General features: G+C 74.3%; 20 protein-coding genes. 10 read left to right on the top strand and 10 right to left on the bottom strand.

All coding sequences use genetic code 11. The annotated features are described in order from the left end of the window. The first annotated feature begins 107 nt into the window (after window positions 1-107). Window positions 108-908 (top strand): peroxide stress protein YaaA, encoded by an 801-nt coding sequence (gene yaaA, locus IF43_RS0109570; protein ID WP_030196772.1) that lies wholly within the window; start codon window positions 108-110, stop codon window positions 906-908. 234 nt (window positions 909-1,142) lie between these two features. On the opposite strand, the gene IF43_RS0109565 is transcribed toward yaaA, so the two are convergent. Further along, entirely contained in the window at window positions 1,143-1,913 is a 771-nt protein-coding gene (locus IF43_RS0109565; RefSeq protein ID WP_030196770.1) for a bifunctional DNA primase/polymerase, read from the bottom strand. 357 nt (window positions 1,914-2,270) lie between these two features. Here IF43_RS0109565 and ddaH point away from each other — a divergent pair, with 357 nt between their 5' ends. Then, complete coding sequence (gene ddaH, locus IF43_RS0109560; RefSeq protein ID WP_199922700.1) at window positions 2,271-3,080, top strand: dimethylargininase; 810 nt, start codon at window positions 2,271-2,273, stop codon at window positions 3,078-3,080. A gap of 171 nt (window positions 3,081-3,251) precedes the next feature. On the opposite strand, the gene IF43_RS0109555 is transcribed toward ddaH, so the two are convergent. Continuing rightward, the gene (locus IF43_RS0109555) at window positions 3,252-4,250 is read right to left on the bottom strand and encodes a small ribosomal subunit Rsm22 family protein (protein ID WP_030196766.1); all 999 of its coding nucleotides are present in this window, start codon (window positions 4,248-4,250) and stop codon (window positions 3,252-3,254) included. A gap of 128 nt (window positions 4,251-4,378) precedes the next feature. On the opposite strand from IF43_RS0109555, the gene IF43_RS0109550 reads away from it, so the two are divergent. From IF43_RS0109550 to IF43_RS0109540, 3 genes are read left to right on the top strand one after another with little or no spacing between them, the layout of a single operon-like run. Next, window positions 4,379-5,140: an SDR family oxidoreductase gene (locus IF43_RS0109550; protein WP_030196764.1), complete on the top strand. Its 762-nt coding sequence runs from the start codon at window positions 4,379-4,381 to the stop codon at window positions 5,138-5,140. Between the two features lie 53 nt (window positions 5,141-5,193). After that, window positions 5,194-6,072: a PhzF family phenazine biosynthesis protein gene (locus tag IF43_RS0109545; protein WP_030196763.1), complete on the top strand. Its 879-nt coding sequence runs from the start codon at window positions 5,194-5,196 to the stop codon at window positions 6,070-6,072. 49 nt (window positions 6,073-6,121) lie between these two features. Then, entirely contained in the window at window positions 6,122-6,691 is a 570-nt protein-coding gene (locus IF43_RS0109540; RefSeq protein ID WP_030196761.1) for a GNAT family N-acetyltransferase, read from the top strand. A gap of 6 nt (window positions 6,692-6,697) precedes the next feature. Here IF43_RS0109540 and IF43_RS0109535 read toward each other — a convergent pair whose 3' ends face one another. Genes IF43_RS0109535 through efeO form a run of 4 tightly spaced genes read right to left on the bottom strand, consistent with a single transcriptional unit; the run spans window position 6,698 to window position 11,091 of the window. After that, entirely contained in the window at window positions 6,698-7,618 is a 921-nt protein-coding gene (locus IF43_RS0109535) for a hypothetical protein (protein WP_234332050.1), read from the bottom strand. Then, window positions 7,575-8,549 (bottom strand): iron uptake transporter permease EfeU, encoded by a 975-nt coding sequence (efeU, locus tag IF43_RS39220; protein WP_030196754.1) that lies wholly within the window; start codon window positions 8,547-8,549, stop codon window positions 7,575-7,577. The genes IF43_RS0109535 and efeU overlap by 44 nt, the downstream gene beginning before the upstream one ends. A gap of 16 nt (window positions 8,550-8,565) precedes the next feature. Further along, entirely contained in the window at window positions 8,566-9,879 is a 1,314-nt protein-coding gene (gene efeB / locus IF43_RS0109525; protein ID WP_030196751.1) for an iron uptake transporter deferrochelatase/peroxidase subunit, read from the bottom strand. Window positions 9,880-9,936: 57 nt separating this feature from the next. Next, window positions 9,937-11,091: an iron uptake system protein EfeO gene (gene efeO / locus IF43_RS0109520; protein WP_030196748.1), complete on the bottom strand. Its 1,155-nt coding sequence runs from the start codon at window positions 11,089-11,091 to the stop codon at window positions 9,937-9,939. Between the two features lie 228 nt (window positions 11,092-11,319). Here efeO and IF43_RS0109515 point away from each other — a divergent pair, with 228 nt between their 5' ends. Beyond that, entirely contained in the window at window positions 11,320-12,021 is a 702-nt protein-coding gene (locus tag IF43_RS0109515) for a PhzF family phenazine biosynthesis protein (protein WP_051795003.1), read from the top strand. 83 nt (window positions 12,022-12,104) lie between these two features. Here the strand turns inward: IF43_RS0109515 and IF43_RS0109510 are convergent, their stop codons facing one another. Then, window positions 12,105-12,752 carry a heme oxygenase (biliverdin-producing) gene (locus IF43_RS0109510; protein ID WP_030196740.1) on the bottom strand — a complete coding sequence of 216 codons (648 nt, stop codon included), beginning with the start codon at window positions 12,750-12,752 and terminating at the stop codon, window positions 12,105-12,107. A 102-nt stretch (window positions 12,753-12,854) separates the two neighbouring features. Beyond that, window positions 12,855-13,712 carry a type I methionyl aminopeptidase gene (map, locus tag IF43_RS0109505; RefSeq protein ID WP_030196739.1) on the bottom strand — a complete coding sequence of 286 codons (858 nt, stop codon included), beginning with the start codon at window positions 13,710-13,712 and terminating at the stop codon, window positions 12,855-12,857. 104 nt (window positions 13,713-13,816) lie between these two features. On the opposite strand from map, the gene IF43_RS0109500 reads away from it, so the two are divergent. Further along, the gene (locus tag IF43_RS0109500) at window positions 13,817-14,074 is read left to right on the top strand and encodes a hypothetical protein (RefSeq protein WP_030196738.1); all 258 of its coding nucleotides are present in this window, start codon (window positions 13,817-13,819) and stop codon (window positions 14,072-14,074) included. 28 nt (window positions 14,075-14,102) lie between these two features. Here IF43_RS0109500 and IF43_RS0109495 read toward each other — a convergent pair whose 3' ends face one another. Beyond that, window positions 14,103-14,705, bottom strand: a complete 603-nt coding sequence (locus tag IF43_RS0109495) for a hypothetical protein (protein WP_030196737.1) — start codon at window positions 14,703-14,705, stop codon at window positions 14,103-14,105. A gap of 86 nt (window positions 14,706-14,791) precedes the next feature. Between IF43_RS0109495 and npdG the strand changes: the two genes are divergently transcribed. Together npdG and IF43_RS0109485 are read left to right on the top strand one after the other, a co-directional pair. Beyond that, window positions 14,792-15,526: an NADPH-dependent F420 reductase gene (gene npdG, locus IF43_RS0109490; protein ID WP_030196736.1), complete on the top strand. Its 735-nt coding sequence runs from the start codon at window positions 14,792-14,794 to the stop codon at window positions 15,524-15,526. Window positions 15,527-15,723: 197 nt separating this feature from the next. Further along, window positions 15,724-15,912 (top strand): hypothetical protein, encoded by a 189-nt coding sequence (locus IF43_RS0109485; RefSeq protein WP_030196735.1) that lies wholly within the window; start codon window positions 15,724-15,726, stop codon window positions 15,910-15,912. Between the two features lie 94 nt (window positions 15,913-16,006). On the opposite strand, the gene IF43_RS0109480 is transcribed toward IF43_RS0109485, so the two are convergent. After that, the gene (locus tag IF43_RS0109480) at window positions 16,007-16,813 is read right to left on the bottom strand and encodes a site-2 protease family protein (RefSeq protein WP_030196732.1); all 807 of its coding nucleotides are present in this window, start codon (window positions 16,811-16,813) and stop codon (window positions 16,007-16,009) included. Window positions 16,814-17,118: 305 nt separating this feature from the next. On the opposite strand from IF43_RS0109480, the gene IF43_RS0109475 reads away from it, so the two are divergent. Next, window positions 17,119-20,913, top strand: coding sequence for a BTAD domain-containing putative transcriptional regulator (locus tag IF43_RS0109475; RefSeq protein ID WP_030196729.1), 3,795 nt, complete (start codon window positions 17,119-17,121; stop codon window positions 20,911-20,913). The last annotated feature ends 19 nt before the right edge of the window (window positions 20,914-20,932 follow it).

Genomic DNA, 20,932 nt, shown 5'->3' with positions numbered 1-20,932 from the left:
GCCGAGCGGGGGCGACGGCGGCGCGGGGAAGGGGGCCTCGCGGGGAGGCCCTAGGCTGGCATGCCGGGGCCGCACCCCTCCCCGTACGTGATGAAGGAGAAACCGACGTGCTCGTGCTGCTGCCGCCGTCCGAAGGAAAGGCCGCCGGCGGCTCCGGCGCACCCCTCGACGCCGAGGGGCTGTCCCTGCCGGGGCTGGCCGGGGCGCGCGCCGCGGTCCTCGACGAGCTGGTCGAGCTGTGCGCCGCCGACGAGGAGAAGGCCCGCGAGGTGCTCGGCCTGAGCGAGGGCCTGCGCGGCGAGGTGGGCAAGAACGCGCAGCTGCGGTCCGCCCCCGCGCGGCCCGCCGGGGAGATCTACACCGGTGTGCTGTACGACGCCCTGGCGCTGGCCGAGCTGGAGCCGGCGGCCCGGGCGCTGACCTCGCGGTCGCTCCTGGTGTTCTCCGGCCTGTGGGGCGCGGTCGGCGTGGACGACGCGATCCCCTCGTACCGCTGCTCGATGGGCGTGAAGCTGCCGGGCCTGGGCGCCCTGGGCGCCTACTGGCGCGGGCCCATGGCCGAGGTGATGCCCGCCGCCGCCGGGGAGGGGCTGGTCCTGGACCTGCGCTCGTCGGCGTACGCGTCCGCCTGGAAGCCGAAGGGCGAGGTCGCCGGGCGCACCGCGACCGTGCGGGTGCTGCACGCGCAGGTGGTGGACGGGGTCGAGAAGCGGTCCGTGGTGAGCCACTTCAACAAGGCCACCAAGGGGCGCCTGGTGCGCGACCTGCTGCGGGCCGGCGCCGAGCCGGCGACCCCGGCCGAACTGGTCGGCGTCCTGCGGGACCTGGGGTACGCGGTCGAGGCGGCGGAGCCGGCGAAGGCCGGCAAGGCGTGGGCGCTGGACGTGGTGGTGACCGAGATCCACTGACGGGTGCCGGGCGTCGGGTGCCTGCCGTCAGGTGCCTGCCGTGAGGTACCTGCCGTCAGGGGTGCCCGGTGCCCGGTGCCGGGGGTGGGGTGGCGCGTGACGGGTCGTCGGACCGCGGTACGCCGAGGGGGCTCCGACCGCGGCGGCGTTCGCGTCGCGCGGGTCGGAGCCCCCTCGGCGTCGTGCCAACGGAACGGGGCGGGGCGGGGCTGGGTGTGATCGGCCGGGCCATGCTCAGCGGCTCAGCGGCCACGCCACCGCCGCGTGCGGGTCGTGGTCGGCCTCGGCCGCGTGCTGCGCGCAGGCGTCGGTCAGGGTCTCCAGGAGGCTCAGCGGGTCCGGCAGCGGGTGCTCCGGTCCGCGCAGCCACGCGACGGCCTGGTCACCGGGCAGTCGGGCGGGCGGTACGAGCACGTAACTGCCGCGGCAGTGCCAACGCAGGCCGGGGTGCTCGTCCATGGTCTCGGGGTGGCAGTCCAGCTCGCAGGGCCACCACTCGTCCTCGTCCTCGGGGGTGCCGCGGGTGGCGGTGAAGAACAGCATGCGGCCGTGCGGGTTGGGCTCCTCCGCAGTGCCCTCCTCGCTCACGGCGATCGGGCCCAGGGCGACCCCGGCGGCCTGCAGCCGGCGCAGCGCCTCGCGGCCGGCCGCCAGCGGTACGTCCAGGACGTCGTGGACCATGCCGGTCGCGGTGATGAAGTTGGCCTGCGGCTGGTTGCGGGCCCAGCGCTCGACCTGGGCGCGGTCGGTGGTCGCCTGGGTCTGCCACGCGAAGGACAGCGGGTGCCGGGCCGGAGTGGGACAGCCGATGCGCTCGCACGAACACCGGTAGCCGGCGGGATGGGCCGCGGGCGACAGGGGCAGGCCCGCCGCGGCGGTGGCCAGCAGCACGGTCTCGCGGGCGCGGCCGGGGTCCTCCGGGGTTTCGGTCGTGCGCAGTCGGCCCAGCCACTGGGAAATCCTGTGCTGCACACCGCGTTTGACGCGGCCGGACTCGGGCCCCATGTATCCCCTCACCTCGTCGTTGCCCCGGCAGACCATTCCATGCTCCCACCATCCTGCGCCCCCGGTGACCGCTCTTCCCCACCGGGGGGCGGTCCGCACGGGCGTACGACGGGTCCCAGCCATGGCCAAAAGGGGCCATACCCACCCGAGTGGCGACTCCGGTGACTTTCGCCACGCTCTCGAGCGCGGTCGAACAGATGGCATCGGATATCGAACGACGGGGAATTCACCGCGTGTCCCACCCAAACCACCCGATCAGTTCAATGCGCGGTGTCCACGGAGGAGAGACGATTCTCTTCCCGCGCCCACCCACGGCGCGGACACCGCCCGGACGTCGTGTCCCGTGAGGAGCCCTCTTTGCGCCGAGACGCCACACCCCGCCGGTACCTGATGTGCCCACCCGTGCACTTCAAGGTCACCTACTCCATCAACCCCTGGATGGACCCCGGCAAGCCGGTGGACCTGCCCCTCTGCCTGGCCCAGTGGGAGGACCTGCGCGACCGCTACCGGGCCCTCGGCCACACCGTCGAGCTCCTGGAACCGCGCCCGGAGCTGCCCGACATGGTCTTCGCCGCCAACGGCGCCACCGTGATCGACGGTCGCGTGCTCGGTGCCCGCTTCGCCTACCCGGAGCGGTCGGCCGAGGCGCAGGAGCACCTGGACTGGTTCCGCGCGCACGGCTACACGGAGATCCACGAGCCCTCGCACATCAACGAGGGCGAGGGCGACTTCGCGGTCACCGCCACGTACGTCCTGGCCGGTCGGGGCTTCCGCTCCTCGCCGCTCTCGCACGACGAGGCCCAGGAGTTCTTCGGCCGCCCGGTGATCGGCCTCGACCTGGTCGACCCGCGCTACTACCACCTCGACACGGCGCTGTCCGTGCTCGACGGCGACGAGGTCATGTACTTCCCGGAGGCCTTCTCACCGGGCAGCCGCGCGGTACTGCGCCGGCTCTTCCCTGACGCGCTCGTCGCCACGGAGGCGGACGCGGCCGCCCTCGGGCTGAACGCGGTGTCGGACGGCCTGCACGTCCTGCTGCCGCAGGAGGCCGTCGGACTGTTCGAGCCGCTGCGCGACCGCGGCTTCGAACCGATCGGGATGGACCTGGGCGAACTCCTCAAGGGCGGTGGCAGCGTGAAGTGCTGCACGCAGGAGTTGCGGCCCTAGCGCGCGTGACAGGCCGGCGGTCGGCCGGGGGCCCGTGCCCCGGCCGGCCGTCCCACGGCTCCGCGGCCGGGTGCCCTTCCCCGCTTCCGGCCGCGGGCCCTCTCCGTGGGCGGGTGCGGTCCCCTCGCGCGGGCCGCCACTCGGCCGCCCGGCGCCTCTGTGCGCGGGCCGCTACCCGGCGTCCGCCGGCGGCCAGGCGTCGCCCCAGTCGGCGTCGCGGGCGGCCTTGTAGAGGGGGCCGTGGCGCTTGGTGACGGTGTCCCGGCGCAGGCCCTCGTCGCGGGTGCACAGGTCCAGCAGGACCAGGCCCTTGCGGATCTGCGGCCTGCGGGTGACGCGGTTCGCGGCCGGCTCGGGAGCGAAGCGGGTGGCCGCCACGTAGCTGAACTTCTCGTCCTCGTACGCCAGCGAGCCGCCCTTGACCTTGCGGTGCAGCGAGGACCGGCTGACCCGGGCCGAGAAGTGGCACCAGTCCTCGCCGACCGTGATCGGGCAGGTGCCGTCGTGCGGGCAGGGCGCGGCCACGTGCAGGCCCGCCGCGAGCAGCTGGTCGCGGGCCTCGCGGATGCGCAGGTAACCCTCGGGGGTGCCGGGCTCGACGACCACGACGGTCTGCGCGGTACGGGCCGCCTCGGCGACGACCGCCCGGCGGGCCTCACCGGTCAGCTCGCCCAGCACGTACGAGACGGTGGCCAGGTCGGCCGTCGGGAGTGCGAGCCCGCCGCCGATCACGGCCTTGCGCCACGCGGCTGCCTTCAGCACCGGTGAGCCCGAGGCCTGCGCCAGCTCCCGGCCCAGTGCGAGGGCCGGGTCCGCCCAGTCGAGCACGGTGGTCTCCCGCGGGCCCTCCCAGGTGGCGTCGACCGCCCAGGTCGCGGCACCGGTGCCGCCGCCGACGTCCACGTGCGAGGCCGGGGTGAAGTCCGGCGCCGCGTCGGCGAGGGCGTCGAGGGCCGCCCGCACCGCCTCGAACGTCGCGGGCATCCGGTACGCGGCGTACGCGACCACGTCGGAGCGGTCCCGGAGCACGGGAGCGTCGGTCGGGGTGCGTCCCCGGTAGTTGGCGATCAGCCGGTCGACGGCGGCGGTGGCCTGCTTCGGCGGGAGTCCGTCGAGCAGACCGGCGAGCGCGCCGCGCAGCGCGTCGGCGGTGGGGACAGTGGCGTTCACCGGGCGATTTTACGCCGGGGGAGGGGGTGACCCACCGGGCACCGCCAAGGAAGGCTGGTCCGGAGGTGGCGGTCCACTTGGCGGAACGTCCAAGAGCGGCCGGGCGGGGTCCCGTACCCTGCGGCGTCATGGACGCACCTGAGAAGAAGACCGCCCTCGTCACCGGTGCCGGTTCGGGCATCGGCCGGTCCGTGGCGCTCGCCCTCGCGGCGGCCGGTTGGTCGGTGGCGCTGGCCGGGCGCCGGGCCGAGGCGCTGGAGGAGACGGCGCGGGCGGCCGGGGCGGAGGCCGACGTGCTGTGCGTACGGGCCGACGTGACCGATCCCGGTGACGTGGCGGCCCTCTTCGCCGCGGTCCGGGACCGGTACGGGCGGCTCGACCTGCTCTTCAACAACGCCGGCACGTTCGGGCCCGCGGGCGTCCCGCTGGAGGACGTCTCGTACGAGGCCTGGCGCTCGGTCGTGGACGTGAACCTCACGGGCGCGTTCCTGTGCGCGCAGGCGGCGTTCCGGCAGATGAAGGGGCAGGAGCCGCAGGGCGGGCGGATCATCAACAACGGCTCCATCTCGGCCCAGGTGCCCCGCCCGAACTCGATCGCGTACACCGCCACCAAGCACGCGGTCACGGGTCTGACGAAGTCGCTGTCGCTGGACGGCCGGCCGTACCGGATCGCCTGCGGACAGATCGACATCGGCAACGCGGCCACCGAGATGACCGCGCGGATGCAGACCGGGATCCTGCAGGCGAACGGGCAGCTGGCCGTCGAGCCCGTGATGGACGCGGCCGACGTGGCCCGGACGGTGGTGCACATGGCGGAGCTGCCGCTGGAGGCGAACGTCCAGTTCGCCACGGTCATGGCCACCACCATGCCGTTCGTCGGGCGGGGCTGACCGCCGGCCTTCACGGCGGGAATGACCGCGCCCGGGGCGGAGTTGGGACCGGCATGGACCATGAAGAGCCTGCGACCGCCGTGCTGCGCTACACCGCCTTCTCCGCCGACCCGGCCGGGGGGAACCCCGCCGGCGTGGTGCTGGACGCCTCCGGACTCGACGGGGCGGCGATGCTCGGCATCGCCGCCGGCCTGGGCTACAGCGAGACCGCCTTCCTGACCGCCCCGCCCGAGGGCCTGGGCGCCGGGCCCGGCCGCGGGTTCACGGTCCGGTACTACAGCCCCAAGGCCGAGGTGCCCTTCTGCGGGCACGCCACCGTGGCCGCCGCCATCGCGCTGGGCGAGCGGATCGGACCCGGTGAGCTGCTCTTCGACACGCGTGCCGGGGTCGTGCCGGTCACCGTCGCCGCCGACGGGGACGGTCTGACGGCCACCCTCACCAGCGTCGAGCCGAAGACCGAGGACGTGGACCCGGCCGACCTGGCCGAGGCGCTGGCCGCGCTGGACTGGCCCGCGGAGGACCTCGACCCGGCGATCGGGCCCCGGATCGCCTACGCCGGCGCGCGGCACCTGGTGCTCGGCGCGGCCACCCGCGCGCGGCTCGCCGACCTGGCGTACGACTTCGACCGCCTCGAGGCGCTGATGCGACGGCTGGACCTGACCACCGTCCAGCTCGTGCACCGGGAGGCGGAGACGGTGTTCCACGTCCGCGACCCGTTCCCGGTCGGCGGCGTGGTCGAGGACCCCGCGACGGGGGCGGCGGCGGCCGCCTTCGGCGCGTACGCCCGCGAGGCCGGCCTGGTCCCGCAGGACGCCGTGCTCACCTTGCACCAGGGCGACGACATGGGGCGGCCCGGGGTGCTGACGGTCTCCTTCCGGGAGGGGGACTCCAGGGTCCGGGTCTCCGGTACGGGCACCCGCATCGCGGAGTAGCCCGGGAAATCCGCTTGGCGGGCGGCGCGTACCGGGCCAGGCTGGGCCGATGCACATCGAGACGTACCGCGACGGCCTGCCGGGGCACCTGCGCACGCAGGTCCACCGGCTCCAGGACGAGGCCTGGCCCCCGGAGGGCGAGGGCACGTACGGTCACGACCCGCTGCTGCGGCCGCGGGCCATGGTCCTGGTGGACGCCGACGGAACCGTGCTGGCCGCGCTGGACCTGCTGTTCAAGGAGCTCCGGCACGCGGGCGCGGACTGGCGGGCCGCCGGGCTGAGCACCGTCGTCACCCGCACCGCGGCCCGCGGGCGGGGGCACGGCCGGCGGCTGGTGGCCGCCGCGCGCGAGGCGCTGGCGGCGGACGGGGAGACGGAGGTCGGGCTGTTCACCTGCGACCGGCCGCTGCGCGGCTTCTACGAGGGCGCCGGCTGGACCGAGCTGCCCGGCAGCGTGCTGGTGGGCGGGACGCCCGAGGCCCCCTTCCCCAGCGACCGGCCGGGCTTCGACAAGGTCACCATGGGCGGGTTCTTCACGGAGCGGGCCCGGGCCGCCCGGGCGGGCTTCGCGCACGCGCGCATCGGGCTGTATCCGGGGACGGTCGACCGCCTGTGGTGAGGCGGTCTACGACCCCTTGGCCGAGACCAGCGCCTGCGTCCGGCTCAGGAACAGCGCCCGGGGGTTGGTCGCGTCGGCGGGCGGCACCGTCACGGTCTGGGCGGACTCGAACTCCCGCACCAGCGTGTCGTTCGGGGTGCCCGTCATCAGGGCCCGTACGGACGCGCTCAGCGGCAGCTTCGCGCCCTTGACGGACTTGTCGATCTTGACCTGCTCGTAGTGCCGGCAGGAGAAGAACACGAAGCCCCCGCCGTTCTGGGTGCGCAGCCCCATCGGGGTGTACGTGCCCGCGTCGAGCGCCTGGTCGATCCACTGCGTGGACTTGCCCGGCCGCTCCGCGTAGCGGGCCCGGACGGCGCGCCGACCGGTGGTCTGGCTGCCCGGGGCGAAGCCGTTGGGCTGTCCGTTCGTCAGGTAGGCCGCGTACCGCTTGCTCAGCTCGGCCGGGGGTATCGCGAGGTCCTTGGCGGCCGGGTCGAGCGCCTCGGCCCAGCCGTCCTTGTCCGTCTTGAAGACCGGCACCTCGTCGGGGGTCAGCACCGCCACGTGCGCCACCTTCCACGGCAGCGCGGCGCCGAACTTCGTGAAGAGCAGCACGACGCGGTTGGCCGCGCGGCTGGTGCCCGCGTCGCGGTTGCTGTCCGTGTTTGCCACGAAGAACCGCGGCCAGCCCGCCCTCTTCGGGATCATGAAGGTGGCGTCGGTGAGCTCCAGCGGCTTGAACTTCGTGTTGCCGCCCGGCCTGATCGACCGGTTGGCGCGCAGCGAGGCCTTCTTGCCGTCGCCGTACTGGCCCGTCACCACCGCGTCGAGCACCTGCTCGTCGTACGCCTTCTCGGCCCGGTTGTAGGTCGCCAGGAAGTCCTTGAGCGCCTGCGCGGCCTCAGCCCTGGTCGCCGACGGGACGACCGCCGACTCCCCGTGCACCGTCACGCACCCGGTCGCCGCCAGCGCCGTCGCGGTCAGCACGGCCGTCAGTACGGTCGGCCGGGCCAACCCGCTCAGCCTGCTCAGCCCGCTCATCGCCAACCTTCTGCTCCTTAGCCCCCGACGACCGTCCGAACCCTACCGGGGCGAAGAACAGCGCCAGCGTGGGGATCAGATACAGAGCCCACACCGTGACCTGCAGGACCGTCGGGTCGGGCTGGAAGTTGAACGTGCCCTTCAGCAGCGTCCCGTACCAGCTGTCCGGCGGGATCGCGGAGCTGATGTCGAAGGCCTTGTCGCCCAGACCGCTCAGGAAGTCGGCCTCCTGGAGGTCGTGGACGCCGTACGCGAGCACGCCCGCGGCCACGACGACCAGCATGCCGCCGGTCCACTTGAAGAACCGGGCCAGGTTGATCTTCAGCGCGCCGCGGTAGAACGCCCAGCCCAGGAAGACCGACGTGGCGATGCCCAGCAGGGCGCCCGCCAGCGGGCCCCCGCCGTCGCCGGCGGCCCGTACCGAGCCCCAGACGAACAGGGAGGTCTCCAGGCCCTCGCGGCCCACGGCCAGCAGGGCGGTGCCCACCAGCGCGCCGGTGCCCATGGCGAGCGCGGCGTCGAGCTTGCCGTGCAGCTCGGCCTTCAGGTGCCGCGCGGTGCGCTTCATCCAGAAGACCATCCACGTCACCAGGCCGACGGAGAGGATCGACAGCGAACCGCCGAGGGCCTCCTGGGCCTTGAAGGTGAGCTCGGAGCTGCCGAACTCCAGGCCCGCGCCGAACGCGAGGCTGATGGCCACGGCGATGCCGACGCCGCTCCAGATGGCCGGGAGCTTCGCCTTGTTGTCCGTCTTGACCAGGTACGCGATGAGGATGCAGACGACCAGGCTGGCCTCCAGCCCCTCACGCAGGCCGATCAGGTAGTTGCTGAACACGCCGGTTTCCTCCCCGTCAGGCGAACAGTGCCCGGCCCCACCAGTCGTCCTTGTCGCGGACGCCGGGGGGCACGGCGAAGAGCGCCGAACTCACGTGCTGGATGTACTCGTTCAGGGCGTCGTGGCGCGCCAGGCTGCGCTGCACCGGGATGAATCCCTTGCGGACGTCCCGCTGGTACGCGATGAAGAACAGGCCCGCGTCGAGGCGGCCCAGACCGTCGGTGCCGTCGGTGAACGAGTAGCCGCGGCGCAGGATGCGCGCGCCGTTGTTGCTGTCCGGGTGGGCGAGGCGGACGTGGGAGTCCGGCTTCATCGCCTTCAGGAACGGCTCGTCGCGCTCCTTGGACTTGCCCACGGGAGCGCCCTCGGCCTTGTCCCGGCCGAAGATGTCCTCCTGCTCCTGGAGGCCCGTGCGGTCCCAGATCTCGATGTTCATCCGAATCCGGCGGGCCACCAGGTACGAGCCGCCGGCCATCCAGGACGAGGCGCCCTGCGCGTCCTTGGCGCCGACCCACACGTGCTTGTCGAGGGCCTCGGCGTCGGTGCCGGAGATGTTCCGGGTGCCGTCCTTGAAGCCCATCATGTTGCGCGGGGTCTGCTCGTCCGGGGTGGTCGAGGAGGTCTTGCCGAAGCCCAGCTGCGACCAGCGCACCGCGACCTTGCCGAAGCCGATGCGGGCGAACTGGCGGATGGCGTGCACCGCGACCTGCGGGTCGTCGGCGCAGGCCTGGATGCAGATGTCGCCGCCGGACTTGGCCGGGTCGAGGTTGTCGCCGGGGAACTGCGGCAGGTCGACGAGGGCCTCGGGGCGCTTGCCCTCCAGGCCGAAGCGGCCCTTGGCGAACAGCGAGGCGCCGAAGCCGATGGTCACCGTCAGGCGGGAGGGCTTGAGGCCCAGGGCCTCGCCGGTGTCGTCCGGCGGGGCCTCCGGGAGGCCGCCGACCGCGCCCTCGCCGACCGGCAGGCCGGCGGTCATGCGCTCCGCGGCCCGCGTCCACTCCTTGAGCATCTCGACGAGCTCGGCGCGGTCGGTGGTCTTCACGTCGAACGCGGCGAAGTGCAGCCGGTCCTGCACCGCCGAGGCGATGCCGGCCTGGTGCGGGCCGTGGAACGGCACCGCCGCGCCGGTGAGCGCGGCCGGGACCGGGTCGCCGGAGCCGCTCAGGGCGGCCGCGGTGCCGCCGGCGGCCGCGGCGCCGAGCGCGAGGCCCGCGCCGCCCCAGCCCAGGACGGACCGGCGGGACGGCTTGCCGCCCGAGGTCTCGGCGACGGTCCCTTCGGCGGACTCGGTGGGCTCGACGGCGTCGGCCGCGGCGTTCTCAGCAGGCATCTCAGGCTTCCCGGACATCGGTGGCACCCCCCCTGGGCGGTGGTGCGGCGGACTCGACTACTTGGCGACGGCGGCGGCGAGGTGGGACAGCGGCTCACCGAGGGCGCTCACCGCGTCGGAGAGCTCCTTGCGCTGGTCCTTGCCGACCTTGTCGTACGACTCGAAGACGTAGGTGGTCTTGTCGGCGCGGTACTTGTCGAGCAGCGCGGCCATCGCGGCGAACTGCTTGTCGAGCTCGGCGGCCAGCTTCGGGTCGTTCTTCGCCGCGACGGGCTTGAGCAGCTCGTACGCCTTCTGCGCACCCTCGACGTTGGCCTTGAAGTCGACCAGGTCGGTGTGGCTGTAGCGCTCCTCCTCGCCGGTGACCTTGCCGGAGGCCACCTCGTCGAGGAGCTCCTTGGCGCCGTTGGCCATCGAGGTCGGGGTGATCTCGGCCTTGCCGACGCGCTTCTGCCAGTCGGTCAGGTCGGTCATCAGCTGGTCGGCGAGCTTCTTCTCGTTGTCGCCGATCTTCTTGTCGGCCCACAGGGCCTTCTCCAGCTTGTGCCAGCCGGTCCAGTCCTTGGCCGGGTCCTGGCCGTCCTCCAGGCCGTCCTCGCGGACGTCGACCTTCGGGTCGATGTCGCCGAAGGACTCGGCCACGGGCTCGGTGCGCTCCCAGCCGATGCGGGACTCGGCGTACAGCTTCTTGGCGCCCTCGAGGTCGCCGGCCTTGACGGCGTCGGCGAAGGCCTTGGCCTTCGGCAGCGTCTCGTCGGCCTGCTCCTGCACCCACTTGCGGTACTGGGCCACGGCCTCGTCCAGCTCGGGGCTGCGCTTGGCGGAGGCGGCGCCCTTGCCGGTGGCCTTGACGGCGGTGCGGATGCCGTCGCCCTTCATGCCGGGCTTGCAGGCGACCGTGTAGTCGCCGGCCTTGATCTCGGCGGTGATGGTGGCCTTGGTGCCGGGGCCGATGTTCTCGCGCTCGGTGACGATGCGGTCGTCCGGGAAGAGGACGTAGACCTCGGTGACCTTGGAGCCCTTGTTCTCCACGTCGAAGACGACCTTGCCGGCCGGGAACTCCTTCGCGGAGACCTCGCAGGCGCTGTCGGTCGCCTTGATCGCGACGGCGTCCCCGCCCTTGGCGTCGCTCTTCTCGGCGCAGCCGGTGACGGCGGTCAGGGCGGCCGCGGCCGCGGCTGCGGTGACGACGGAGAAGCGGACGGATCGCATTCGAGCTCCAGGGCTGGCGTATACAGGACCGCCTCGGGGGAGGCGGCCGGTGAGGCGGACCTAACTTAACCGAGGCTTACCTGACCGATACCCACTCGTCCAGTGATTCAGCTAACACCTGGGCGCCTCGGACACGGCGCCGTCACGGCATCTTCAGCACCTCCCCATGGGAAGGTCAAGGGGAGGTCAAGCGATCCGGCGGCAAGGGGGGCGTGCTTCAATGCGCGCGTGAACGATCTCGACGTGCTCAAGGTCTTCTGCGCGGCCGACGGCAGCCACGGCAACCCGCTCGGTGTGGTGCGCAACGGCCGTACCTGCCCCGATGACGCCTCCCGCGCGGAGCTGGCGACCCGCCTCGGCTTCAGCGAGACGGTCTTCGTCGACGACCCCGAGCGCGGGGTCGTCGACATCTGGACGCCGCCCGGGCAGCGCATGGCCTTTGCCGGACACCCGCTGGTCGGCACCGCCTGGCTGCTCGACGTCGAGGAGCTGGTGGTCCCGGCCGGTGAGGTCTGGGCCCGCAACGACGGCGAATTCAGCTGGATCACCGCCCGCGCCGAGTGGGCCGGCGGCCGCCGCCTGGTGCAGTACGCCGACCCGGCCCAGGTCGACGAGCTGCCCGCCCCGCCGCCCGGCGAGGGCTGGCTCTACGCCTGGGCCTGGGAGGACGAGGCCGCCGGGCGCGTGCGCGCCCGCGGCTTCCCGCGGCGCCCGGGCCTGGACGAGGACGAGGCCACCGGCGCCGCCGCCGTCGCCCTGACCGCGGAGCTCGGCCGCGCGCTGAACATCACCCAGGGTGCGGGCTCCCAGATCCTGACCGCCCCCGGCCCGGGCGGCGTCGTGGAGCTCGGCGGACGGGTGCGCTTCGCGCCCGCGGGCTCGTACGGGGACGCGCAGTGGCGGCCGTACGGCGACCCGTACGCCGACTAGCTGGACGTGCTGGACGCCCGACGCCGACCAGAGGAAAGGGGAGGAGAGGGAGAGGAACGGGGGAGGGGAGGGGCGGGGCGGCGCTACGCGCTGAGCGGGAACTGGCCGTCCAGCTCCCGGAACACCGCCCCGTTGTGGTCGAAGGCCCGGCGGCACTCGTCGACGATGCGCTGCTTCTCCAGGTCGTCCACCGCGATCGAGTCCAGCAGGCCGCGGTACGACCGCTTGAACTCCGCCGGGTTGGTTATCGCCTCGAACACGTAGAAGCGCACCCCGTCGCCCTTCCGGGCGAACCCCCACGTGCGCTCCGCCTTGTCGCGGATGATCTGGCCGCCGGAGAGGTCGCCCAGGTAGCGGGCGTAGTGGTGGGCGACGTACCCGCCCGGCCAGCTCCGCCCGCACTCGGCCACCCGGTCGGCGTACGCGGCGGTCGCGGGCAGCGGCTCCAACCTCTCCCGCCACCCCGGTCCGCGCAGGTGGGCCAGATCCCGCTCCAGCTCCGCGACCCGCATCAGCTCGGGGCGTATGAAGGGGCCCGCCACCGGGTCGCCGCGCAGCCCCGCGGCCGCGTCCTCCAGCGCCCGGTACACGAACCAGAGCTGCTCGGTGTAGCGCGCGTACGCCTCCACCCCCAGCCGGCCGCCGAGCAGGTGCGCCATGAACGGCGAGCCCTCCGCCTCCGTGTGCTGCTGGTGGGAGGCGACGCGGATGACGGTGGAGAAGGCGTCCATGGCGGACCTCCGGGAATGCCGAGCGCGACGGCCGGGCGGGGCGCCGGCCGGGGGCGGGCGGCCCCCAGCCGGACCTTTCCCGACATGCTGTCGGTAAAAACGCTACGGCAGGGTGAGGATGTCCGCACCGGTGGCGGTGACCACCAGCGTGTGCTCGAACTGGGCCGTCCGCTTGCGGTCCTTCGTGACCACGGTCCAGCCGTCCTCCCACATGTCGTACTCGTGGGTGCCCAGCGTCAGCATCGGCTCGATCGTGAAGGTCATGCCCGGCTCCATGACGGTGGTCGCGTGCGGGCTGTCGTAGTGCGGGATGATCAGGCCCGAGTGGAACGACGAGTTGATCCCGTGGCCCGTGAAGTCGCGGACCACGCCGTAGCCGAAGCGCTTGGCGTAGGACTCGATGACCCGGCCGATGATGTTGATCTGGCGCCCCGGCCGGACCGCCTTGATGGCCCGGTTCAGCGATTCCTGCGTGCGCTCGACCAGCAGCCGCGACTCCTCGTCCACCTCGCCGCACAGGTAGGTGGCGTTGTTGTCGCCGTGCACGCCGCCGATGTACGCCGTCACGTCGAGGTTCACGATGTCGCCGTCCCGGAGCACGGTGGTGTCCGGGATGCCGTGGCAGATGACCTCGTTGACGGAGGTGCACAGGGACTTGGGGAAGCCCCGGTAGCCGAGGGTGGAGGGGTAGGCGCCGTGGTCGCACATGTACTCGTGCGCCACCGCGTCGAGCTCGTCGGTGGTGACGCCGGGCTTGATCAGCTTCGCGGCCTCGGCCATGGCCCGGGCGGCGATGCGGCCCGCGGTGCGCATCAGCTCGATCGTTTCGGCCGACTGCACCTCGGGGCCCTTGTACGGGGTGGGCGCGGGCTTGCCGACGTACTCCGGGCGCCTGATCTTGCCGGGAACGGAACGGATGGGGGAGATCTCCCCTGGGACGAGCAGCGACTGGCCAGACATGCAAGCGAGTGTATCGACCCGGGATCGGGCAGCATGGCGGCAGAGAGGCCGACGGGGGCAGCCGCGACGCGGGCGGTCCCGCAGTGCAGCGAGAGGAGCCGGGGATGGCCCTGTTCAAGAAGCGCCAGGTGGGCAAGCCGGGCGAGTGGTACTACTGCCTCGTCCACAAGAAGGTCGAGGAGGGGCCGGACTGCCCCGCGAAGGACCGGTTCGGGCCGTACACCACGCCCGAGGAGGCCGCCCGTGCCATGGAGACCGCCCAGGAGCGGAACCTGGAGTGGCAGACCGACCCGAAGTGGAACGACCGCCCGGGGGACGCGGCGGGCGAGGGGGAGGGCGAGGGGACGGGCACGGCCACCTGAGGCCCGCGGGCCGGCGGCGGACCCGGCGTCACCAGCGGCTGGGCGGCGGAGCGGTCAGCTGGTCGGCCAGCCGGGACAGCCGGTCCCGGAACCGCCGGGGCGTGCGCTGCACCGGCAGGCTGTTCTCCCCGGCCGCGGCGCTGACCAGGTGCTGCACCGTGTCCAGGTCGAGTCCCGCCCGCTCCGGCACGGACAGCGCGTCGTGCGCGAGCGCACCCAGCTCCGCGTCACCGCCGTCCAGGGACAGTACGGTCGCCCCGGCCCGGCGCGCGTCGTGCACCCGCTCCAGCAGCCCGGCCCCCGGTTCCTCCGGCGCCACCACCAGCAGCGTCTCACCGCGCCCGGCCGCCGCCAGCCGGCCCAGGCCCACCGACAGGTGCGGCGGTTCGTCCGGCAGCACGTGGTGCCGCACGAGGGTCGGCGCCAGCTCCGGCAGTCCCGACCAGGCCGCCTCGTCCACCAGGTGCGCGGCCAGGTGCCACGGCTCGTACTGCTCGGTGCCCACCAGCAGCAGTCCGCCGCCGGCCGGCACCACCGCGGTGCGAAGGGCCACGGCGAACCGGCGCGCGGCCCCCGGCCATTCGGTTCCGGCGAGGACATCGCGCAGCAGCGCGACTCGTACGGCGTCCATGGACGGGCATCCTGCCGCACCGGCCGGGTGGACGGGAGCGGTTGTCGCGCGCTCACCCGTTCGGCAGCATCGGTAATGTCGGGGCCATGACTTCCACCGAAAGCGTTCAGCCCGCGGAGCAGCCGTCCGCCAAGCCCGCGAAGGCCCCCGCCAAGGACCCCTGGGACCTCCCCGACGTGTCGGGTCTCGTCGTCGGCGTCCTGGGCGGCACCGGCGACCAGGGGCGCGGCCTGGCCTACCGGCTCGCGCGGGCCGGCCAGAAGGTGATCATCGGCTCCCGTGCCGCCGAGCGCGCCGAGGCCGCCGCGGCCGACCTGGGCCTGGGTGTCGAGGGCGCGGACAACGCCGAGTGCGCGCGGCGCAGCGACGTCGTGATCATCGCCGTGCCCTGGGACGGGCACGCCAAGACCCTCGAGGCGCTCCGCGAGGACCTCGCGGGCAAGCTCGTGATCGACTGCGTGAACCCGCTCGGCTTCGACAAGCAGGGCGCGTACGCCCTCAAGCCCGAGGAGGGCAGCGCCGCCCAGCAGGCCGCCGCCCTGCTGCCGGACTCGCGGGTCACGGCCGCGTTCCACCACCTGTCGGCCGTCCTGCTCCAGGACGAGTCGATCGAGGAGATCGACACCGACGTGATGGTGCTCGGCGAGTCGCGCGCGGACACCGACCTCGTCCAGGCGCTGGCCGCCCGGATCCCCGGCATGCGCGGCGTCTTCGCCGGCCGGCTGCGCAACGCCCACCAGGTCGAGTCGCTGGTCGCCAACCTGATCTCGGTCAACCGCCGCTACAAGGCGCACGCTGGCCTGCGGGTCACGGACGTCTGAGCCGCCGCCCGTCCGGAGACCGCCGCCGCCCGTCCGGAGACCGCCGTCGACCGCCGCCGACCGCCGTACGGGCTCCGCGGCGGTCCTCGCGGAAGCGCGCCGCGGCGGTCTTTACGCGACCACTGCGGGGCGTGGGGGACACTGGACGCCCAGCACCACCCGCGCACATCCGCCGTCGCAGTCCAGGAGCCACCCCCATGCCCCGCCTCGCCGTGTTCGCCCTGATCGTCTGCGCCCTGTCCGTGGCCGCGGCCGTCGTCGCCTTCGTGAACGGGAGCTTCCTCGGGATCATCTGGGTCCTGCTCGTGGGCGTGTCCTCGAACATCGCCTGGTTCTACATCCGCAAGGCCAAGCTGGCGAAGGCGGCGGGCGCGCCGCGCGGCTGAGCCGCCGTCGAACGCTCGAGCCGCCGTCGAACGCCCGAGCTGCCGCCGCGGGCCCGAGCCTCCGCCGGGCGCGGCCGGCGGGTCGGCCGTCGGACTACCGGCCGAGCTCGCAGTACAGGTTCCGCTCCTGCCAGAAGCGGTAGAGGTCCCGGCCGCAGTACGAGTCCACGTCGGTCACCCCGAGGGTGCGCAGGATCTCGTGGACGAAGTCGAAGAAGACGCCGTTCACCTCGGGGATCCACAGGAACACGAACACCGCGAAGAGCCCGTACGGCGCGAACGGCTCGATCTGCCGCCGCACCCCGTACGACAGCCAGGGCTCGACGACCCCGTAGCCGTCCAGGCCCGGGACCGGCAGGAAGTTCAGGATCGCCGCGGTGACCTGGAGGAGCGCCAGGAAGCCGAGCGCGTACCGGAAGGCGCGCGGCACCCCGTCGAGGGCGTCCAGCCAGAACGGCGCCGTGCACGCGACCGCGAACAGGACGTTCGCCAGCGGGCCGGCCGCCGAGATCAGGCTGTGCTTCCAGCGGCCGTGGATCCGGCCCCGCTCGATGAACACCGCCCCGCCGGGCAGACCGATGCCGCCCATGATCACGAAGATGACCGGCAGCACGATGCTGAGCAGGGCGTGCGTGTACTTGAGCGGGTTGAGCGTGAGGTAGCCCTTGGCGCCGACGGTGATGTCGCCGCCGTGCAGGGCGGTGCGGGCGTGCGCGTACTCGTGGAGGCACAGCGACACCACCCAGGCGGAGGTGACGAAGAGGAACACGGCGAAGGCCGTGCTGGCCGCGAACTCCGTCCACACCGCCCACCCCGTGACGGCCATGACGGCGACGATCCCGAGGAAGACGGGGCTGACCCGTCGCTCGGACCGGTCACTGCGGCGGATCGGCGTGGCCATGCTGCTCCCGTGTCGAGTCCGGGCACCCCGTCGGCACCCCAGCCCGACCGTACCTGGCGCATCTCCGGCCCCGCCGGTGTTTGAGGCGCGGGATCCGGGGCGGGATCCCGGGGAAGGGGGAAGGGGGAAGGGGGAAGGGAGGGTAGGGGAGCGTCCCCGCAGGGCAGCTGACGCACCGACGGGCCGGCGGCTCCCGCGCGTCGGAGGGCCGGGTCGTCGGGGAACGGGGTGGCTCGGCCCGGGGCCGCGAGGGGCCGGGTGGATATCCGTCTGACTCGGGGCGCGCGAACAGTGAGAATGGGCGGGTGCGCTACGGGATTCTCGGCACCACACAGGTACTCCGCAAAGACGGCACGGCCGTCGCCGTGGGCGGCGCACGCCTGCGCGCGCTCCTATCGGCCCTCGCGCTCCGCGCCGGCCGCCCGGTCGCGGCGGCGACGCTGATCGACGAGGTGTGGGACGGCGACCCGCCCGCCGACGCCCCCGGCGCCCTCCAGGCCCTGGTCGGACGGCTGCGCCGGGCCCTGGGCCACGCAGCGGTCGAGTCCGCCGCCGGCGGCTACCGGCTGGCGGCCGACCGCGAGGACGTGGACCTCTACCGCTTCGAGCGCCTGGTCGGGGAGGCCGCCACGGCCGGCACCCCGGCCCGCGCCGCCGACCTGTACGACGAGGCCCTCGCGCTCTGGCGCGGCCCGGCCCTGGCGGACCTGCCCGACCGCTCGGCGCAGGCGGCCCGCTGGGAGGCGCTGCGCCTCGACGCCCGGCGCGGCGGCTTCGCGGCGGCCCTCGCGCTGGGCCGGGCCGTGCAGTCGCTCCCCGACCTGGCCGCCCTGTGCGCCGACCACCCGCTGGACGAGCCCCTGCAGGCCCTGCGCATCCGTGCGCTGCGGGACGCGGGGCGGCAGGCCGAGGCGCTGGCCGCGTACGAGTCCGTACGCCTCGACCTCTCCGACCGCCTCGGCGCCGACCCGGGCCCCGCCCTGCGCGCCCTGCACGCAGAGCTCCTGAACCCTGCCCCGCCCGCCGCCGCTCCCCGCCCCGGCTCGGCCGCCCCCCGGTACGACGGAACGGCCCCGGCCGGCCACACCCGCCGGGACGACGGGAACGACCGCGACCGCACGGGTTCCGCCCCCGTCGAGGACGGACCGGCCGCCGCCTCCCGGATCGGCTGGGCCGCCGGCGGTCCGTCGCTGTGGGCGGGCGGAGGCGGTCCGGCCGGCCCGCCCGGCCGCGGCGCCGACGGGCCCGCGCCCACGGCCGCCCCCGTACCTCCCGCCCCCGTACCCGCCGCCCCCGCCCCCGTACCCGCCCCCGTACCTCCCGCCCCCGCATCCGCCGGGTCCGCGGCGCGTCCCCGTACCGACGGTGGCCCCGGTGCCTACGTCCAGCCTCCCGGTGGCTTCGGGACCCACGCGTTCGCGGCCGACGGGCCTGCGGGGGCCGGTACGGAGACGTGGGGCCGGGCCCCGGCCGGGCCCGGGGCCGACGGCGGCCCGGGGCGGATCCGGGTGGTCGGGAACCTGCGGGCCCGGCTGACGACGTTCGTGGGGCGCGGCGACGACATCCGGGTCATCGGCGAGGACCTCGCCGGGGCCCGGCTCGTGACCCTGCTCGGTCCCGGCGGGGCCGGCAAGACCCGGCTGTCGCAGGAGGCCGCCGAGACCTCCGGCATCGGCGACCGCTGGCCCGACGGGGTCTGGCTCGCCGAACTGGCCCCCGTCGACGACCCCGACGACGTCCCCGAGGCCGTGGTCTCCGCCCTCGGCGCCCGCGAGACCAAGCTCCGCGGCGCCGCCGCCGAGGAACTGCGCGCCATGACGGACCGGACGGGCGACGATCCCGTCCTCCGCCTCGTCGAGCACTGCGGCCGCCGCCGGATGCTGCTCCTCCTCGACAACTGCGAGCACGTCATCGGCGCGGCCGCCCGGCTCGCCGAGGAACTCCTCGCGCGCTGCCCCGGCCTGCAGATCCTCGCCACCAGCCGCGAGCCCCTCGGCGTCCCCGGCGAGTTGCTGCGCCCCGTCGAACCGCTGCCCGACCCCATGGCGCTGCGGCTGTTCGCCGACCGCGGTGCCGCCGCGCGTCCCGGATTCGCGCTGGCCGAGGACCCCGACGCGGCCGCCGAGATCTGCCGCCGGCTCGACGGCCTGCCGCTCGCCATCGAGCTGGCTGCCGCCCGGCTGCGGCTGCTGACCCCCCGCCAGATCGCGGACCGGCTCGACGACCGGTTCCGGCTGCTCACCAGTGGCGCCCGGACCGTGCTGCCCCGCCAGCAGACGCTGCGCGCGGTGGTGGACTGGTCCTGGGAACTGCTGGACGGGCCCGAGCGCGCGGTGCTGCGCCGGCTGTCGGTGTTCGCGGGCGGATGCGACCTCGCAGCGGCCGAGGCCGTCTGCGCCGACCACGCGGCGGCCGCCCCGGCCGCCGCGGGGCCGCCGTCGGCCACCGCCGTCGACCCCGTCGACCCCCTCGACGTCCCCGACGTCCTGGGTTCCCTCGTCGACAAGTCCCTCGTCGTCGCCTCCGTCGGGGGCCCCGGCGAGATGCGCTACCGGCTGCTGGAGACCGTCGCCGAGTACGCCGCCGAGCGCCTCGGCGAGGTCGCCGGGGACCGCGCCGCCGCCGAGCGACGCCACCTCGTCCACTACCGCGAACTCGCCCGCGCCACCGACCCGCTGCTCCGCGGCGCCGGCCAGCGGGCCGCGCTGGAGCGGCTGGGCACCGAGTACGAGAACCTGCGCACCGCCCTGCGCCGGGCGGCCGCCGCCCGGGACGAGCACGAGATGCTCGTCCTCATCCACGCCCTGCACTGGTACTGGCACATGCGCGACCTGCGCACCGAGGCCCGCCACTGGGCCGAGGCCGCGATCGCCCTCGGCCCCGACGTGTTCACGGCCCCCGTCCGTCCGGCGCCCCCGGTGCACGAACGGGTCACGGACGTCGAGCCGCCCCTGGCGGGCGAGTTGCTCACCGAGGCCCGGCGCGGGGTCCGGCTGATCCAGATGGCGACCCGCGACCAGACGTACGAGCACTGGCAGACCGTGGCGGCCCGCGACCTCGTCGAGGCCGTGGTCACCGCCTACCACGCGGGCCTGCCGCAGGCCTGCCGCGGCCCGGGCTCCCTGTGGATCTACGGGGTGATGCTCTCCGGGGACCCCGTGCGGCTGCGCGAGGCGATCGACGAGACGGTCGCCACCTGCCGCCGCCTCGGCCTCCCCTGGGAGCTGGCCTCGGCCCTCCAGCTACGCGCCAACGTGCTGGCCAACCGCACCGACTGGGCCGGGAACGCCACCCGGGACGCCGACGAGAGCCTGGCGATCTACACCCGCCTCGGCGACGACTGGGGCGCGGCCGAGGCCCTGTCCGCCCGGGGCGAGGCCCGCGAGCGGTGCGGGGAGTTCACCGAGGCCGCCGGGGACTTCCGGGCGGCGATCGACCACGCCCGCCGGCTCGGCGCCGAGGAGCAGGTCACCCTGCTGCGGGTGCGGCTGGCCGGAGTCCTGTGCGAGAGCCCCGACGGGCCCGAGGGTGAGGAGGCCGAGGGGATCCTCCGCGAGATCGTCGCCAAGGGCCAGCACGCCGGCAACGAGGCGATGCCGGCCGCCCGGATGTACTACGCGATACGACTGGGCCGCACCGGCCGCCGGGCCGAGGCGCGGGCGGAACTCGACGCGCTGCGCCACGAGTTCGCCTACGGCGCCTACGCCGTCTTCGAGGGCATGGTGCTGGGTCTGCTGGGCTGGCTCGACACGCTCGACGGCCGCTACGACTCCTGCCTGGAGCTGACCCACCGGGCCCTGGTCCTGTCCGCGGACCCGCTGGCCCGGATGGTGATACCGCAGATGGCGGCCGTGCACCTGATGACCGCCGCCGGCGCCCTCGCCCGCATGGGCGGCCAGGAGAACGCGGGCCGGGCCGCCCGGCTGCTCGGCGCCTACGCCGCGCTGCTGCCGCCCGGGCACTTCGCGGCGGGGCTGGAGCGCGAGGGCCGGGACGCGGCCACGGCGGCCGCCCGGGCCGCGCTCGGCGACGCCGCGTACGAGGCGGCGTACGACGAAGGCGGCGGCCTCACCCTGGAGGAGGCCACCGCCCTCTTCTGATCCGGCCTTCGGGACGCGA

It is taken from the genome of Streptomyces sp. NRRL S-87 (genome assembly GCF_000719335.1).
In the GTDB taxonomy this organism is placed as follows: Bacteria; Actinomycetota; Actinomycetes; order Streptomycetales; family Streptomycetaceae; genus Streptomyces.
Note: the sequence above shows the minus strand (reverse complement) of the source record. Positions and strands in the feature narration are given on the sequence as shown.